15 protein-coding genes are annotated in these 15,212 nt (G+C 52.1%); all 15 read left to right on the top strand.

The genetic code is table 11. The features are described 5' to 3' along the window. Positions 1–271 precede the first annotated feature (271 nt). The 15 genes from rpsB (at position 272) to rnhB (ending at position 15,177) form a co-directional block, all read left to right on the top strand. The gene (gene rpsB, locus ACN06F_RS02575; protein WP_038481130.1) at positions 272–1,021 is read left to right on the top strand and encodes a 30S ribosomal protein S2; all 750 of its coding nucleotides are present in this window, start codon (positions 272–274) and stop codon (positions 1,019–1,021) included. A 218-nt stretch (positions 1,022–1,239) separates the two neighbouring features. Beyond that, positions 1,240–2,109 carry a translation elongation factor Ts gene (gene tsf, locus ACN06F_RS02580; protein ID WP_038481144.1) on the top strand — a complete coding sequence of 290 codons (870 nt, stop codon included), beginning with the start codon at positions 1,240–1,242 and terminating at the stop codon, positions 2,107–2,109. A 122-nt stretch (positions 2,110–2,231) separates the two neighbouring features. After that, positions 2,232–3,005, top strand: coding sequence for a UMP kinase (gene pyrH, locus ACN06F_RS02585; protein WP_038481158.1), 774 nt, complete (start codon positions 2,232–2,234; stop codon positions 3,003–3,005). Positions 3,006–3,009: 4 nt separating this feature from the next. Beyond that, entirely contained in the window at positions 3,010–3,567 is a 558-nt protein-coding gene (gene frr / locus ACN06F_RS02590) for a ribosome recycling factor (protein WP_038481172.1), read from the top strand. A 106-nt stretch (positions 3,568–3,673) separates the two neighbouring features. Continuing rightward, positions 3,674–4,459 carry a polyprenyl diphosphate synthase gene (uppS, locus tag ACN06F_RS02595; RefSeq protein WP_038481184.1) on the top strand — a complete coding sequence of 262 codons (786 nt, stop codon included), beginning with the start codon at positions 3,674–3,676 and terminating at the stop codon, positions 4,457–4,459. Further along, positions 4,452–5,273, top strand: a complete 822-nt coding sequence (locus ACN06F_RS02600) for a phosphatidate cytidylyltransferase (protein ID WP_038481186.1) — start codon at positions 4,452–4,454, stop codon at positions 5,271–5,273. Before uppS ends, ACN06F_RS02600 begins: the two co-directional genes overlap by 8 nt. Next, positions 5,270–6,454: a 1-deoxy-D-xylulose-5-phosphate reductoisomerase gene (gene ispC, locus ACN06F_RS02605; protein WP_433924602.1), complete on the top strand. Its 1,185-nt coding sequence runs from the start codon at positions 5,270–5,272 to the stop codon at positions 6,452–6,454. Before ACN06F_RS02600 ends, ispC begins: the two co-directional genes overlap by 4 nt. 55 nt (positions 6,455–6,509) lie before the next feature. Further along, positions 6,510–7,868: an RIP metalloprotease RseP gene (rseP, locus tag ACN06F_RS02610; RefSeq protein ID WP_038481192.1), complete on the top strand. Its 1,359-nt coding sequence runs from the start codon at positions 6,510–6,512 to the stop codon at positions 7,866–7,868. A 100-nt stretch (positions 7,869–7,968) separates the two neighbouring features. Next, the gene (gene bamA / locus ACN06F_RS02615; RefSeq protein WP_370687195.1) at positions 7,969–10,320 is read left to right on the top strand and encodes an outer membrane protein assembly factor BamA; all 2,352 of its coding nucleotides are present in this window, start codon (positions 7,969–7,971) and stop codon (positions 10,318–10,320) included. Between the two features lie 47 nt (positions 10,321–10,367). Further along, positions 10,368–10,874, top strand: coding sequence for an OmpH family outer membrane protein (locus ACN06F_RS02620; RefSeq protein WP_038481196.1), 507 nt, complete (start codon positions 10,368–10,370; stop codon positions 10,872–10,874). Positions 10,875–10,926: 52 nt separating this feature from the next. Then, on the top strand, positions 10,927–11,964 hold the full coding sequence (lpxD, locus tag ACN06F_RS02625) for a UDP-3-O-(3-hydroxymyristoyl)glucosamine N-acyltransferase (RefSeq protein WP_038486502.1): 1,038 nt from the start codon (positions 10,927–10,929) through the stop codon (positions 11,962–11,964). A gap of 137 nt (positions 11,965–12,101) precedes the next feature. Continuing rightward, a complete protein-coding gene (gene fabZ / locus ACN06F_RS02630; protein ID WP_038481200.1) occupies positions 12,102–12,545 on the top strand; it encodes a 3-hydroxyacyl-ACP dehydratase FabZ in 444 nt (147 codons plus the stop codon). Further along, on the top strand, positions 12,542–13,309 hold the full coding sequence (lpxA, locus tag ACN06F_RS02635; protein ID WP_198348660.1) for an acyl-ACP--UDP-N-acetylglucosamine O-acyltransferase: 768 nt from the start codon (positions 12,542–12,544) through the stop codon (positions 13,307–13,309). The genes fabZ and lpxA overlap by 4 nt, the downstream gene beginning before the upstream one ends. A gap of 61 nt (positions 13,310–13,370) precedes the next feature. Further along, positions 13,371–14,570: a lipid-A-disaccharide synthase gene (lpxB, locus tag ACN06F_RS02640; protein ID WP_198348705.1), complete on the top strand. Its 1,200-nt coding sequence runs from the start codon at positions 13,371–13,373 to the stop codon at positions 14,568–14,570. Continuing rightward, positions 14,560–15,177, top strand: coding sequence for a ribonuclease HII (gene rnhB, locus ACN06F_RS02645; protein WP_095602773.1), 618 nt, complete (start codon positions 14,560–14,562; stop codon positions 15,175–15,177). The genes lpxB and rnhB overlap by 11 nt, the downstream gene beginning before the upstream one ends. Positions 15,178–15,212: the final 35 nt, after the last annotated feature.

Raw genomic sequence — 15,212 nt, forward strand, 5'->3', positions numbered from 1 at the left:
GTTACATGCGCTGTGACTTCATCTTGGTAATGATCTATGGTATAAAGCCGCGCGCTTTCCTGCAATCGCCATCCGATGCTTCTTTTTCAGTTGGTCATCTGCAGAAAGGCTATTTAAACGTAATGCAGAAATCTGTGTTACTAAACAGCAAGCCTTGAAAACACACATGCACCGGCACATGGTCCCGGGTGCCGCTGGCAGCGTTTGACGATGCCACTGGTCGGATCCATGGGGTGCGTGGAGGCCTAACCCGAGTTTCAGGAGTTTTATCATGTCTCACGTTAATATGCGTGACCTGCTGAAAGCAGGCGCTCACTTCGGTCACCAAACCAAGTACTGGAATCCGAAGATGGGCAAGTTCATCTTCGGCGCGCGCAACAAGATTCATATCATCAACCTCGAGCACACTTTGCCGGCGCTGAACGAAGCGATCGACGTGGTTGAGAAGATGGCGGCATCCAACAACAAAATTTTGTTTGTTGGCACCAAGCGCAGCGCTAGCAAGATCATCAAAGAAGAAGCAAACCGCGTTAACCAGCCGTTCGTCAACCATCGCTGGTTGGGTGGTATGCTGACTAACTTCAAGACCATTCGTCAGTCCATCAAGCGTCTGCGTGATCTTGAAACCATGCGCGAAGACGGCACGTTCGAGAAGCTGACCAAGAAAGAAGTCTTGATGGCAACTCGCGAGCAAGAGAAGCTTGAGCGTTCTATCGGCGGTATCAAGAACATGGGCGGCCTTCCTGACGCGCTGTTCGTTATCGATGTTGACCACGAGCGCATCGCGATCAACGAAGCCAACAAACTGGGTATCCCGGTTATTGGTGTGGTAGATACCAACTCAAACCCAGATGGCGTTGATTACGTTATCCCGGGTAACGACGACTCCATCCGCGCTATTCAGATCTACGTGAAAGCAATTGCTGACGCGTGTGGTCGTGCAAAAGAAGGTCGTCCGGAAGAGTTTGTTGAAGTGACTGAAGAAGCCGCTTCTGCCGACACTGACGCTGCTGCCGAGTAACGGTTGCAGTGGTGCGGCGGCCAGATAAGCCGCATCATGTTTAAGAGGGGGCCTTATGCCCCCTTTTTCCCGCTTTGAGTTCGCTCAAGTGGGCCGATTATGCCGGACGCTTAATGCCGGCGAATGCTCTACAAAGTGATACGCAACGGTCATCTACCGAGCCTATACTCTGTAGCGCGTTTAACTTTCAGCTAGAACCATTTCCGAGGTGAAAACTCATGGCTGCTATCAGCGCCTCTCAGGTTAAGGAACTGCGCGAACGTACCGGTCTTGGCATGATGGAGTGTAAAAAAGCACTTACTGAAGCCGACGGTGATATCGAAGTTGCAATTGAGAACCTGCGTAAAAGCTCTGGCCTTAAAGCCGCGAAAAAAGCGGGTCGTACCGCTGCAGAAGGTGCCGTTGTTACTCGCGTAGCAGAAGACGGCAGCTACGGCGTAATGGTCGAGATCAACTCCGAAACTGATTTCGTTGCCCGTGACGACAACTTCATCGCTTTCACCAACAAGATCGCGGATGCGTTCTTTGCGGCGAAAAATGAAGACGTTGCAGCGGTAATGGCTGGCGACCTCGAGTCTACTCGTGAGCAGCTGGTGCAGAAAATCGGCGAGAATATCGGTGTGCGTCGTGCCGTTGTTGTGAACGCCGTTGAAGGTGGCCTTGTAGGCGAATACGTTCACGGCGGCCGTATCGGCGTCTTGACCGTTCTGAAAGGTGGTAACACGGAAGCTGCTAAAGACGTTGCTATGCACGTAGCAGCGATCAATCCGTCGGTTGCGCACCCAGAAGATATGCCGCAGGAAGAGCTGGATAAAGAAAAAGCGATTATTCTGGCCCAGCCGGACATGGCCGGTAAGCCTGAGCAGATCGCTGAGAAAATGGTTCAAGGCCGTCTGAAAAAGTACCTGGCCGAGAACAGCCTGACCGAACAGCCGTTCGTTAAAGACCCGAACCAATCCGTTGCCGAGTTCGTGAAAGCGGCGGGTGGCGAAGTGGTTAGCTTCACTCGCTTTGAAGTGGGCGAAGGCATCGAGAAAGAAGAAGTCGACTTTGCTAAAGAAGTTATGGAACAGGCTGGCCGTCGCTAAGGTCAGAGGTTTCAGAAAGAAGATGGCGTGCGCGCGAGCGCACGCTTTTGTGTATCCGGCCCCTGTGAAAAACTGGGGTCGTCTCGCCCGCCTGTGTTCAGGTCTGCCTCAGGAGAGATGCCATGTCACGTGAAGTTCAAGAGTCCGCCCCCGCAGTTGCTGCCAGCAAGGCTGAAAAGTCGAAATCAAAATACAAACGTATTTTGCTGAAGTTGTCTGGCGAAGCGCTAATGGGTGAGCACGATTTTGGTATTGATCCGAAAGTGCTGGATCGTATGGCGCTAGAGATTGGCCAATTGGTTGGTATTGGCGTTCAGGTGGGTATCGTGATTGGTGGTGGAAACCTATTTCGTGGCGCGGCGCTTAATGAAGCCGGCATGGATCGGGTGACGGGTGACCACATGGGAATGCTGGCAACAGTGATGAATGCACTAGCAATGCGGGATGCACTTGAGCGCTCCAATATTCGCTCGCGGGTAATGTCAGCGATTCCCATGAGTGGTGTGGTGGAGCATTACGACCGCCGCACCGCCATCCGCTACTTAACGTCCGGAGACGTGGTGCTGTTTTCAGCTGGTACGGGTAACCCTTTCTTTACGACCGACTCTGCAGCCTGCTTACGTGGTATTGAAGTAGATGTTGACGTGGTGATCAAAGCCACCAAAGTGGACGGCGTGTACAATAAAGATCCGGTTAAGCATCCCGATGCCGTGAAGTACGACCAGCTCTCCTACGACGATGCCCTAGACCAAAAATTGGGCGTTATGGATTTGACCGCAATCTGCCTGGTACGTGACCATAATATGCCGGTGCGGGTATTTGATATGAATAAGCCTGGTGCCCTGCTGAATTTGGTAGTAGGGGGCAAGGAAGGCACGCTGATAGACAGAGGGTAATATCGTGATCAATGACATCAAGAAAGATGCAGAATCTCGCATGAAGAAAAGCGTTGAAGCGCTGCACAGTAACTTCAACAAGATCCGTACGGGGCGTGCTCATCCCAGTATTCTCGACGCTGTTACCGTTGATTATTACGGTGGCCAGGTGCCGCTAAATCAAGTGGCTTCTGTTAACGTGGAAGATGCTCGTACACTGACAGTGACGCCTTGGGAGCAGGGCATGGTGCCTAAGATTGAAAAGGCAATTATGACCTCTGATCTGGGGCTCAATCCTGCCAGCGCCGGTAATGTCATTCGTGTGCCGATGCCGATGCTGACCGAAGAAACGCGCAAAGGTTACATCAAGCAGGCGCGTAGCGAAGCTGAACATGCGCGCGTGGCGGTGCGTAACGTACGTCGTGATGCCAACGGTGATTTTAAGTCTTTGCTGAAGGATAAAGAAATTACTGAAGACGATCAGCGCCAGGGCGAAGACGAAATCCAGAAGTTGACGGATAAGTATATTGCTGAGGTTGATAAAGCGCTTGCCGCAAAAGAACAAGATCTCATGCAGGTATAGTTATTAGTGTAAAAATAGCTACCTGCTTTCAATCAACCACGGGGAGCTTGGCTGCCCGTGGGCCATCGCTTGGCTTTACTATGACTGATCTTTGGTGCGAGAACCCATGACGTCTCCGCAGCTTCCCCAAGCGCAGCAGGATGGCACACCGCCTTCTCGATCCGAGGAGGCACCGCCATCCCATGTTGCTATTATTATGGATGGTAATAACCGCTGGGCGCGTGCACGTGGGCTTTCCGGAGTACGCGGTCACCGAGCCGGTGTTGAAGCCGTGCGGGCGGTTATTGAACGCGCTGCGCAGCGAGGCGTTCAGACACTGAGTCTTTTTGCTTTTTCTAGTGAAAATTGGAAGCGTCCAGCAGCTGAGGTGAATGCCTTGATGGAGCTTTTTTTGATGGCGCTTAAGCGTGAAGTCAAAAAGCTCAATGAGCGTAATATTCGCCTGTCAATTATTGGCGAACAGCGTGGTTTCTCCTATGCGATCCAAAAGCATATTCAGCGTGCCGAGTCGTTAACCGCAGAGAATACTGGCATGCATCTGGTGATTGCGGCCAACTACGGTGGCCAATGGGACCTTGCGCGAGCGGCTAGGCAGTTGGCGGAGCAAGTAGCCGCAGGTGAGTTAGTGGCTTCCGATATTGATGAGGCGCGTCTCGATGCGGCAATGAATACACACAATGTACCGCCGGTAGATTTATGCATCCGCACCAGCGGGGAGCAGCGGCTATCTAACTTTATGTTATGGCAGTTGGCTTATGCAGAACTGCATTTTTCGCCACTGCTCTGGCCAGATTTCAACGGGGCGGCGCTTGATGAAGCGCTGGACGACTTTTGCCTACGTCGCCGTCGTTTTGGTATGACCGACGCACAAATAGAGGCGCAAGGTGCTTAAACAGCGGATGATTACAGCAGCTTGGTTAGCGCCCCTGACGCTGATCGGCTTGTTCGGACTACAAGGTGGAGCCTTTGCACTGTTTACAGCACTAATTGTGCTGCTAGGTGCTTGGGAGTGGACCAACTTAGCCGGTGTAGCCCGCCAGGGAGCGCGATTTTTCCTGGTGGCTGTTATGGGAGTATTAATGCTGGCGATGTGGCTGGCAGAGGCAGCGCTAGCCGCTTGGCCGCTTTGGCTGGCAGCTGTGGGGTGGGTGATTAATCTTTATTGGGTGACTCACTACCCTGATACTGCCAACCAATGGCAAGCCACTTCTCGTCGGTTGCTCATGGGGGTGTGGGTGCTGCTGCCGTGCTGGGTAGGATTCAATGTGCTCCGCGATAGTGGTGCTGTATGGCTGCTGTTTGTGCTATTGCTGGTCTGGACCGCTGATATTGGCGCCTACTTTGCTGGCAGGCGTTGGGGGAAAAATAAGCTTGCTCCAAAAGTGAGCCCAGGTAAGTCCTGGGAAGGTGTTTATGGCGGCCTTGCGGCCACACTATTGCTAGCGATTGTGTTCGCTGTGTGGCAGCCCATTAATCTTATGGGCGGTGTTGCACTGGTAGTGATTACCGGATTGGTTACGCTAGTTTCAGTGCTTGGTGATCTTCTCGAAAGTATGCTTAAGCGCTATCGGGATATTAAAGATTCAAGCCAGCTCTTGCCAGGCCACGGTGGCGTATTGGATCGTATTGATAGCTTGACGGCAGCAGTGCCTATTTTTGCGCTGTTCTATCTGCAGGTGATCCATCTCCAGGTGAGCGTCCTATGAGCCCACCAGCTGTTCAACGTATTACAGTGCTTGGTTCAACAGGCTCAATTGGTAAAAGTACTCTTGATGTCATTGCTCAATATCCAGATCGTTATAGCGTTTATGCCTTAACGGCTCATACCTCAAAAGAAGCGCTCTTAGCGCAATGTCGTGTTCATCGTCCAGTTGTTGCTGTGTTAGATGATCCTGAGGATGCGGCCTGGTTGCAGCAAGCAATTTTAACATCAGGCCTCACTACCAATGTTCTTTCAGGGGCTATGGCGCTTTGCCAGGTGGCACGAGACAGGCAGGTGGATACCGTTATGGCCGCTATTGTTGGCGCAGCGGGCCTGCTACCTGCGCTAGCAGCTGCCGAGTCAGGTAAGCGCGTACTGTTGGCCAATAAAGAAGCTTTAGTGATGAGTGGCGCCCTGTTTATGGACGCTGTTGCTCGCTCAGGTGCAACTTTATTGCCGATTGATTCCGAACATAATGCTATTTACCAATGTCTACCTACCGAGCATAGAGGTGGATTGCGTCAGCACGGTGTTCGCCAGCTGCTGCTCACCGCCTCTGGCGGCCCTTTTCGTGGCTGGCAGGCAGAAGATATCGCTAATGTGACCCCCGAGCAGGCTTGTCATCATCCTAACTGGTCAATGGGGCGCAAAATCTCCGTCGACAGCGCGACGTTGATGAATAAAGGCTTAGAGCTTATCGAAGCGTGCTGGCTATTTGATGCAACGCCTGATCAGATACAGGTTGTAGTTCATCCGCAAAGCGTTATTCACTCTATGGTTGCCTATGATGATGGTTCGGTAATTGCGCAGCTGGGTAATCCTGATATGCGTACGCCTATTGCTTATGGATTGGCATGGCCGGAACGGATTGATGCGGGTGTTGAGACGTTGGATCTTTTTCAGGTGGCGCGTCTGGATTTCGAAGCCCCTGATGAAACGCTTTTCCCCTGCTTGTCGCTCGCCCGCGATGCTATGCACAAGGGCGGCGCTGCACCGGCGATTTTGAATGCGGCGAATGAGGTCGCCGTGGAAGCTTTTCTGGAAGGACAGCTTGGCTTCAGCGCGATTGCTGATGTAGTGGCAAAAGTGATGGCTCTACCGTTTGAAGGACGTGCGGACACGCTTGAGCAGATATTATCTGCAGATCAGTGGGCACGGGAGCAGGCGGCGCTAATAGTATGCTAGTAATTCGCTTGGCATCAGCCATCGTTGATCAGCGAGTTATGTAAAGGAGCGAAGAGTGGGCCTGATTCAGAACATATTAGCGGTGATCGTGGTACTGGGGTTGTTGGTAACCTTTCACGAGTTTGGCCATTTTTGGGTGGCGCGGCGCTGCGGTGTAAAGGTGCTGCGCTTCTCGGTTGGCTTTGGTAAGCCGCTGTGGTCGACCGTTGATCGTCACGGCACAGAGTTTGCGGTGGCGGCCATACCGCTAGGCGGCTATGTGAAAATGCTTGACGAGCGTGAAGCGCCTGTACCTGAAGAGCAATTAGATCAAGCATTTAATCGTAAAAATGTGTGGCAGCGTATCGCTATTGTTGCTGCTGGCCCGATTGCAAATTTTTTACTCGCGATTGTGGCCTATTGGGCACTGTTTGTTGCTGGCACCACAACCGTTGCCCCAGTAGTGGGCGATGTTGCTCCTAACTCTCCTGCGGCAGAGGCAGGGCTTTCTCACGGTGCAGAGATTACCTCTATCCAGGGGGATGCTATGCGCTCCTGGGAAGAGATTAACTTAAAGCTTGTCTCTATGATCGGGTTTAATGGTGACTTGATGCTTGAGGCGCAGCCTGAAGGGGCGAATGCCTCACGGGTTTATCAGCTTCCTGTTGTTGACTACATGGTTCGCCAGGACCCGCCCCAGCCAATGCAGAGTTTGGGTATTACTCCTTGGCGCCCCAACGTACCCGCGGTGCTAGGCCAAGTGATTGATGGCCAGGCGGCTTCACAGTCTGGCCTGCGAGCAGGTGATCGTATTTTGTCACTGGATGGCGAGCCAATTGATGATTGGATGCAGTTTGTCTCGGTTATTCGTGAGAGTGCAGGCCAAACCCTAGTGGTGAGTTACCAGCGTGGTGATGAGCAGGGCAGCCTCTCTTTAACGCCTGGTCGTAATACGCTGGAGAGTGGCGGTGAGGTTGGGTACATTGGTGCCGGAGCGCAGCAGGTAACATGGCCTGAAGAGTTTCAACGTGAAATTCGTTACGGGCCTGTAGCAGCGGTAGGTCAGGCGTTATCACGTACAGGTGAGATGACGCTACTGACGGTAGATGCTATCCGTAAGATGCTGGTGGGGCTTATTTCACCGTCGAACCTTTCGGGGCCGATTACCATCGCGCAGATATCAGGTGACTCTGCTCGTGCGGGGATGGAAGCGTTCGTAGGCTTTCTAGCGTATCTTTCCATCAGCCTTGGCGTGCTTAATCTACTGCCAATACCTGTGCTCGATGGTGGGCATTTACTTTATTATTTTATAGAGGTCGTGCGTGGGCGGCCGGTCTCTGAGCAAACGCAAGCAGTAGGGTTGCGTATTGGGCTTGCCATGGTAGGCACCCTAATGTTAATGGCTCTCTATTTTGATCTGATGCGCCTGTGGTAATGACGCGTGTAGGGCGCTGGATGCCTTGTCATCTGCCTGCACAAATGTATATGGTGCCTATCTGGAATGATGGGCAGACCAACGCGAGCGAACTGACTGCATGAAAATCAAGACCCTTGGAATGGCGGCATTGTTGCTGGTAGGTACCAGCAGTGCCCAAGCACAATCCTTTGATGTTTCCGACATTCGTGTGGAAGGACTGCAGCGGGTATCTGCCGCCTCGGTCTTTAATGCGTTTCCCGTCAATGCCAATGATCGCGTTAGCGAACAGCAGCTTGCTGCTGCTGCGCGAGATTTGTTTGCCACAGGCTTGTTTGAAGATGTTTCCCTCGCGCGCGAGGGGGATGTGTTGGTTATCCAGGTGGTTGAGCGGCCGACCATCGCGCGCTTGAACATCGAAGGGAATCAGCAGATTTCTGATGAGGATCTGCGCAATGGCCTACGCGAATCAGGCCTTTCCGAAGGGCAGGTGCTTCAGCTTTCCACATTGGAAGAGATTCAACGTGAGCTTGAAGGGGTTTATCAAGCTCAGGGACGCTACAGCGCAGGCATCGATGTTGAAGTTGATGAAATTGATGAGGGCCGCGTCCAGGTTAATATCAATGTTAATGAAGGCGAAGTCGCTAAAATCCGACAGATCAATATTGTTGGTAATGAGGCATTCGACGACGAGACGCTGCGCGACGTATTCGAGCTAAATGATCGGCCAGGGCGTGTTTTTGGTTGGTTCTCTAAGGATGATTACTCTCGTGAAGCGCTTGCAGGTGACATTGAGCGACTACGCTCTTTTTACCTGGATCGTGGTTACGTTAATTTTGATGTCACCTCAACGCAGGTATCGATTGGTCCCGAAAAGTCAGAAATTTTCATCACATTAAATATTGATGAAGGCAATCAGTTCCAAGTTGGTGACATTCGTTTTGCAGGTGATCTGCAAATCAGCGAAAACGAAGCGAACGAACTACTGACCATTAGCCGTGGTGATACGTTCTCTCGTGGCGATCTTAATGCGTCTACTGAAGCGCTTCGCCAGCGACTTGGTGCGGAAGGCTTTGCGTTTGCTGAAGTTCAAGGTATCCCTGAAATGGCCGGTGATGGTGAAACGGTTGATTTAGTGATCGCGGTCAACCCTGGTCAGCGAACTTATGTACGTCGCATTGAGTTTTTCGGCAATACCACAACGCAAGACGAAGTATTGCGTCGCGAAATGATCCAGTTAGAAGGTGCACCTGCCTCGACTGAGTCGATTACTCAGTCGCGTCAACGCTTAGAGCGTCTTGGCTTCTTTAGCCAAGTAGAGGTTGATACGCAACCGGTCCCGGGACAGCCTGACTTACTAGACGTAACGTATAACGTTGAAGAGCAGCCGTCTGGCTCAGTTTCTGCCAGTGTCGGCTTTTCACAAAGCGCAGGTGTGATTTACGGCGTTGGTCTGGCGCAAAATAACTTCCTGGGCACCGGGAACCGCGTCAACGTAGGTGCACAACGTAGTGATACGTTTACCAGTGTTAACTTTGCTTTCACGGATCCCTATTGGACACTGGATGGTATTTCGCGCGGTTATAATCTCTTTTATCGGGAAACTGATTACGGCGACTCCGATATTTCGACGTTCTCCACCGATGCTTACGGCGCTGGTATTAACTTCGGTTATCCCATCAGCGAGCTTTCCCGTCTGAACTTCGGCGCCAGTCTTGAAGAAATCACGGTTAAAACCTACAACGACTCTGCCTCAGAAATTATTCGTTACGTCGAAGATCAAGGCGATAATGCACAAAGCCTGAAGCTGACTGCGAGCTGGACACGTAATAACTTGAACCGTGGCATTATGCCAACAGCGGGTAACTATCAGCGTGTATCGCTAGAAACAGGTGTCCCTGGTAGTGATGCGGAGTACTACAAGCTGCGTGCTCGTGCCCAGCAGCTATTCCCGATCAATGATGACCAGACCTGGGCGTTGAAGTTTACCGGTAATCTAGGCTATGCCGACACGCTGGGTAGCAATGATCCTTATCCGTTCTATGAGAACTTCTATGCGGGTGGCTTAGGTTCAGTACGTGGTTTTACTTCAAACACCCTGGGACAGCGTACAACGCCGACTCGAGATGGTGGTCGTGACCGTACGTTGGGTGGCAATATATTGGTAGAAGGGTCGGCAGAAGTGCTCTTCCCAATGCCCTTTGTGGAAGATCAGCGTGCGATTCAACCGTCGCTCTTCCTCGACGCGGGTAATACCTTCTTGAGTTCTTGCTATGATGTGCAGGAAGCAGATGTTGGGCGCCAGCAATGCAGTTCTGGAGTCGACTTGGGTGACTTGCGTTACAGCGTTGGTATCGGCCTTTCGTGGCTAACGCCGGTAGGCCCGTTGACCTTCAGCGTGGCAGAGCCGTTAAGCGATAAAAGCGGTGACGATACTCAGTTCTTCCAGTTCTCGCTGGGCCAAACGTTCTAACATGGTGGGATACGTTGGTACCTACCTAATAAAAAGGAGTTAACACGATGCGTAAACTGACAGCAGCTGTGTGCCTACTTGGTGCAATGACGCTACCCGCCTACGCCGTTGCCGCTGAAGTGGCAGTGCTTGATTGGCGCGCCGCGTTGATGAATACACAGTCGGCTCAGTCATCGTTGAGCCAACTGGAAGGCCAAATCGGTAACCAGCAGCGTGAGGCTCAAGCGTTGGGCGAAGAGCTTCAACGCCTACAAGAGCGTTTACAGCGTGAAGGTGAGACGATGTCTCAGTCTCAGCGAGATCCGCTCATTGCTGAACTTCAGCAAAAGGGTAGCCGCTTTGAGCAGCTGCGCCGTGAAGTGATCCAAGCGCAGCAAGCATCTGAGCAGCGGTTTCTTGAAGGCGCTGAGCCCAAGCTGGAACAAGCGGTAGAGCAGGTGCTAGAGCGCCACAACATTGATGTTCTGGTAGAACCTCAAGGGGTGTTGCACTCATCAACTGACCTGCCTAATGTGACTAATGAAGTCACACAGATTTTTGATTCGCTAAACTAATTTTAGGACTGTTGGTGCGGGCTAGCCCGCACCCATGTTTCTCTGGGCTTCTATGACGCACGCTCCTCATCACCTTACCCTTGCGGATATTGCACGTCACTTGGACGTCGATTTTGAAGGCGACGCCGAACAGCCGATTCGGGGTCTTGCAACGCTTAAAGAGGCAGCGCCTGATCAAGTCGCATTTCTCGCTAATCGTGCGTATTTAAAAGATCTAGCAACCACAAAAGCAGCGGCGGTGCTGCTTCATCCTGAGCATGGCAAGAATTGCCCTGTTCCGCGCTTAGAGATGGCTAATCCTTACTTAGGTTACGCAAAGCTTTCCCAGCTATTTGATCCGTTACCTGCTCGGGATGTTACAGGTATTCACCCTACAGCTGTTGTAGCGGATGACGCTATGTTGGGCAAAGGTGTTTCTGTTCAAGCACATGCAGTGATTGAGGCAGGCGTTGTGTTAGGTGAGCGTGTAGTTGTTGGTGCTGGCAGTGTGATTGGTGCCGATAGTGTGATTGGCGATGATACTCGGCTACACGCCAACGTTACTGTTTGCCACGGTGTTGTTGTGGGCAAGCGAGTGATTTTGCAAAGCGGCTGTGTGATCGGTGGTGATGGTTTCGGCTTTGCCCATGACGGGGCAGGATGGCACAAAATCGCTCAATTAGGCGGGGTTGTGCTAGGCGATGATGTTGAAGTCGGCAGCTGCTCAAGCATTGACCGTGGCGCGTTGGGAGACACCGTCATTGGCAACGATGTAAAAATCGATAGCCAGGTACAGATTGCGCATAACGTAATCATTGGTGATCACAGTGCACTAGCGGGATGTGTTGGCATTGCTGGCTCCACGACAGTGGGTAAACACTGCATGCTCGGAGGGGGCGTTGGACTGTCCGGACACCTTACTATTTGTGACGGTGTGCAGGTAACGGGGATGAGTCTAGTGACCAATTCGATTCATGAGCCAGGTGTCTACTCTTCGGGTACTGGTGCCATGAGTAATACCCAATGGCGCAAGAATGCGGTGCGATTTAAACAGCTAGATGAAATAGCCAAGCGTTTATCTCGTTTAGAGAAAAGCCATCGCAGTAAGTAGAATTATGCCAGCAATATAGATACAGCTAGCTTGAGGCTGCATAGCAGCAGGTTATAATTCACTGTTTTTTAACCAGCAACTTTGCTGGCGCGTGCCTGATATGATTCAGGCCTTTTGTCATTTTAGAGGTCGTTACGATGGTTATGGATATTAACGAAATTCGCGAATACTTGCCTCATCGCTACCCGTTTTTGCTGGTGGATCGAGTAACGCAATTAACCGTGGGTGAATCCATCGTTGCGTACAAAAATGTCAGTATTAATGAGCCGTTTTTTAATGGCCATTTCCCGCACCATCCCATTATGCCAGGTGTTTTAGTCTTAGAGGCGCTGGCTCAGGTGTGCGGTATTTTAGGGTTTAAAACAGTCAATAAGCTGCCCGCTGACGGCTATGTGTACTATTTAGTAGGAAGCGATAATGTGCGCTTCAAACGCCCTGTTATGCCGGGAGACCAGTTAGTCCTGGAAGCCAATGTCATCCGTGGGAAACGTGGTATTTGGAAGTTCGCCTGCCGTGCCTCGGTTAATGGTGAATTAGCCTGTGAGGCGGAAATTATTTGTGCTGAGAGGAAGGTCGCTTGATACACCCTACTGCACTGGTTGATCCCAAAGCGCAGCTTGCTGACGACGTTGAGGTTGGCCCGTTTAGTGTTATTGGGCCAGGCGTCACGATTGGCGCTGGCTCTGTGATAGGCCCCCACGTGGTTATTAAAGGGCCTACCGTTCTAGGTGAACGTACGCGAATTTTTCAGTTTGCTTCGGTAGGAGAAGACTGCCAAGACAAGAAATACGCGGGCGAGCCAACACGGTTGGTAATGGGGGATGATAACGTTGTCCGTGAAGGCGTTACCCTCCATCGTGGTACCGTGCAGGATCGCGGCGAAACCACTATTGGCTCGCGTAACCTATTTATGGCGTATGTTCATGTCGGTCATGACTGTGTGATTGGCAACGACTGTATCCTAGCTAACCAAGTTACTTTGGCAGGTCATGTGGTTCTCGGCGATCACGCCATTTTGGGTGGCCTAGCGGCTGTTCACCAGTTTTGTCACTTTGGTGAACATGCGATGGCCGGAGGCGGGTCGATTATTACCAAAGACACGCCCGCCTATGTGATGATCAATGGCAACCCTGCTGAAGCGCGAGGCCTTAATCTTGTTGGTTTGAAGCGCCGTGGCTTTAGTCGAGACGCGATTAATGCATTAAGCAGTGCCTACAAGCTGGTATACCGCCAGGGCTTAACTGTCGAACAGGCGGTTAGCGAAATGCGCAGCCGATTCGATCTGCCCGAAGTCACCACGTTTGCCGACTCTATTGAACGGTCAACGCGCGGTATCGTCCGCTAACGATATTGATGTCTAGCTGACATCAACGATGGATTCAAATGCCACTACTTCTCCCGTCATCATGACACTTCAGCGCGTCTATATTGTTGCAGGTGAACTCTCCGGCGATATCCTCGGGGCAGGATTGATGCACGAGCTGAAGCTGCGTCACCCCAACATTGAGTTTCGTGGGCTGGGTGGGCCTCGCATGGAAGCGCATGGTCTGACGAGCCGCTTTCCCCTTGAAACATTATCGGTGATGGGTCTTGTTGAAGTCATCAAGCACTTGCCAGAGCTCATTCGCGTGCGCCGCACTCTGCGTGAAGAAGCGCTCGCCTGGCAGCCGGATATTATGATTGGCATTGACGCGCCTGACTTTAATATCGGCCTTGAAAAACAGCTGCGTGCCGCCGGATTAAAGACAGCTCACTATGTCAGCCCTTCGGTATGGGCATGGCGGCAAGGGCGGGTGAAAAAGATCGCCAAGGCGGTTGATGGCATGTTGACGCTACTGCCGTTTGAGGCTGACTTTTACCATCAGCACCAGGTACCGGTCGCCTTTGTTGGTCATCCATTAGCGGATGAATTACCGCTTGAGAATGACCGCCAAGCGGCTCGCCAAACACTCGCATTGCCTGCTCAAGCCCCTGTTCTGGCAATATTGCCTGGTTCCCGGGGTAATGAAATACGCTTTCTTGGTGATACGTTTTTACGCGCTGCTGAGCTGCTCTGTCAGCGTAATGAAGCGCTACATGTGGTCATTCCCGCAGCGACCCACCAGCGTTATCAAGAAATCACCCAGCTCCTGGCAAGCTACCCCACGTTAAGCGAGCGTGTCATGCTCTTGGAAGGGCAGGCTCGCGAGGCGATGGTAGCCAGCGATGCTGTGTTGCTGGCTTCGGGCACCGCCGCGCTAGAAGCCATGCTATGTCATCGGTCAATGCTAGTGGCTTATAAAATGGCACCGACGACCCACTGGCTGGCAAAGCGGTTGGTGAAAACCGAGTGGATTTCACTACCCAATTTGATTGCTCAAGAGGGCGTTGTGCCCGAGCTGATTCAGGACGCTGCCTCACCAGAAACGATCGCTGATCGGCTCGGCGAAATGCTTAATAATGCCCAAGAACGTAACGCCCTGGAGGCACGCTTTGCCGATATGCATCGTGCATTACAGCGCAATGCCAGCCAACGGGCGGCACAAGCAATTTCCGCGATGGTGGCGGGCCAGCCATTGGATAGCAACGAAATAGCTTCCCAAGAAGGGAATCATCATGGCCGTTAAGCCGACTGACTATCCCCCCTTAGTGATCGACTATCGTGGTGACTTCTTAGCGGGCGTTGACGAAGTTGGGCGTGGGCCTCTGATTGGCAGTGTTGTGGCATCGGCGGTGATTCTTGATCCTAGTCGCCCTATTGAGGGGCTGACGGATTCAAAAAAGCTCACCGCTAAGAAGCGCGAAGCGCTGGATGTGCAGATTCGCGAACGTGCGCTAGCGTTTGCTGTGGCCGAGGCCAGTGCTGCTGAGGTTGATCAGCTAAATATCTACCATGCCACTCATCTTGCTATGCGGCGTGCCATTGATGCTTTAATACCCGCGGCTGAATATTTATTGGTAGATGGTAATCGGTTGCCCGGCCACGAGCTTCCTGGGCAAGCGGTGGTAAAAGGTGATGCCCGCCATCCTGCGATCGCCGCTGCGTCAATTTTGGCCAAGGTGGCCAGAGATGCTCAGATGGCTGAGCTTGATCTGCGCTATCCTGATTATGGCTTTGCCCGCCATAAAGGTTATCCAACGAAAGAACATTTAGCGGCATTGTCTGCACACGGGCCGCTTGCCGAACACCGCCGGAGCTTTGCGCCGGTTCAGCGTCAGTTAGCGCTGCTGTAAGCATTTTCTATTTATCTAGCTTTGTTGCTGAGAGT

This window comes from Vreelandella sp. 21, from assembly GCF_050995515.1.
Taxonomy (GTDB): Bacteria; Pseudomonadota; Gammaproteobacteria; order Pseudomonadales; family Halomonadaceae; genus Vreelandella; species Vreelandella alkaliphila.

What these genes read in the sequence shown, in the direction of transcription:
- uppS (WP_038481184.1), top strand. Translation starts at nt 3,674, where the DNA reads ATGACGTCTCCGCAGCTTCCCCAAGCGCAGCAGGATGGCACACCGCCT.
- rpsB (WP_038481130.1), top strand. Translation starts at nt 272, where the DNA reads ATGTCTCACGTTAATATGCGTGACCTGCTGAAAGCAGGCGCTCACTTC.
- lpxD (WP_038486502.1), top strand. Translation starts at nt 10,927, where the DNA reads ATGACGCACGCTCCTCATCACCTTACCCTTGCGGATATTGCACGTCAC.
- bamA (WP_370687195.1), top strand. Translation starts at nt 7,969, where the DNA reads ATGAAAATCAAGACCCTTGGAATGGCGGCATTGTTGCTGGTAGGTACC.
- ispC (WP_433924602.1), top strand. Translation starts at nt 5,270, where the DNA reads ATGAGCCCACCAGCTGTTCAACGTATTACAGTGCTTGGTTCAACAGGC.
- ACN06F_RS02620 (WP_038481196.1), top strand. Translation starts at nt 10,368, where the DNA reads ATGCGTAAACTGACAGCAGCTGTGTGCCTACTTGGTGCAATGACGCTA.
- pyrH (WP_038481158.1), top strand. Translation starts at nt 2,232, where the DNA reads ATGTCACGTGAAGTTCAAGAGTCCGCCCCCGCAGTTGCTGCCAGCAAG.
- rnhB (WP_095602773.1), top strand. Translation starts at nt 14,560, where the DNA reads ATGGCCGTTAAGCCGACTGACTATCCCCCCTTAGTGATCGACTATCGT.
- lpxB (WP_198348705.1), top strand. Translation starts at nt 13,371, where the DNA reads ATGACACTTCAGCGCGTCTATATTGTTGCAGGTGAACTCTCCGGCGAT.
- fabZ (WP_038481200.1), top strand. Translation starts at nt 12,102, where the DNA reads ATGGTTATGGATATTAACGAAATTCGCGAATACTTGCCTCATCGCTAC.
- tsf (WP_038481144.1), top strand. Translation starts at nt 1,240, where the DNA reads ATGGCTGCTATCAGCGCCTCTCAGGTTAAGGAACTGCGCGAACGTACC.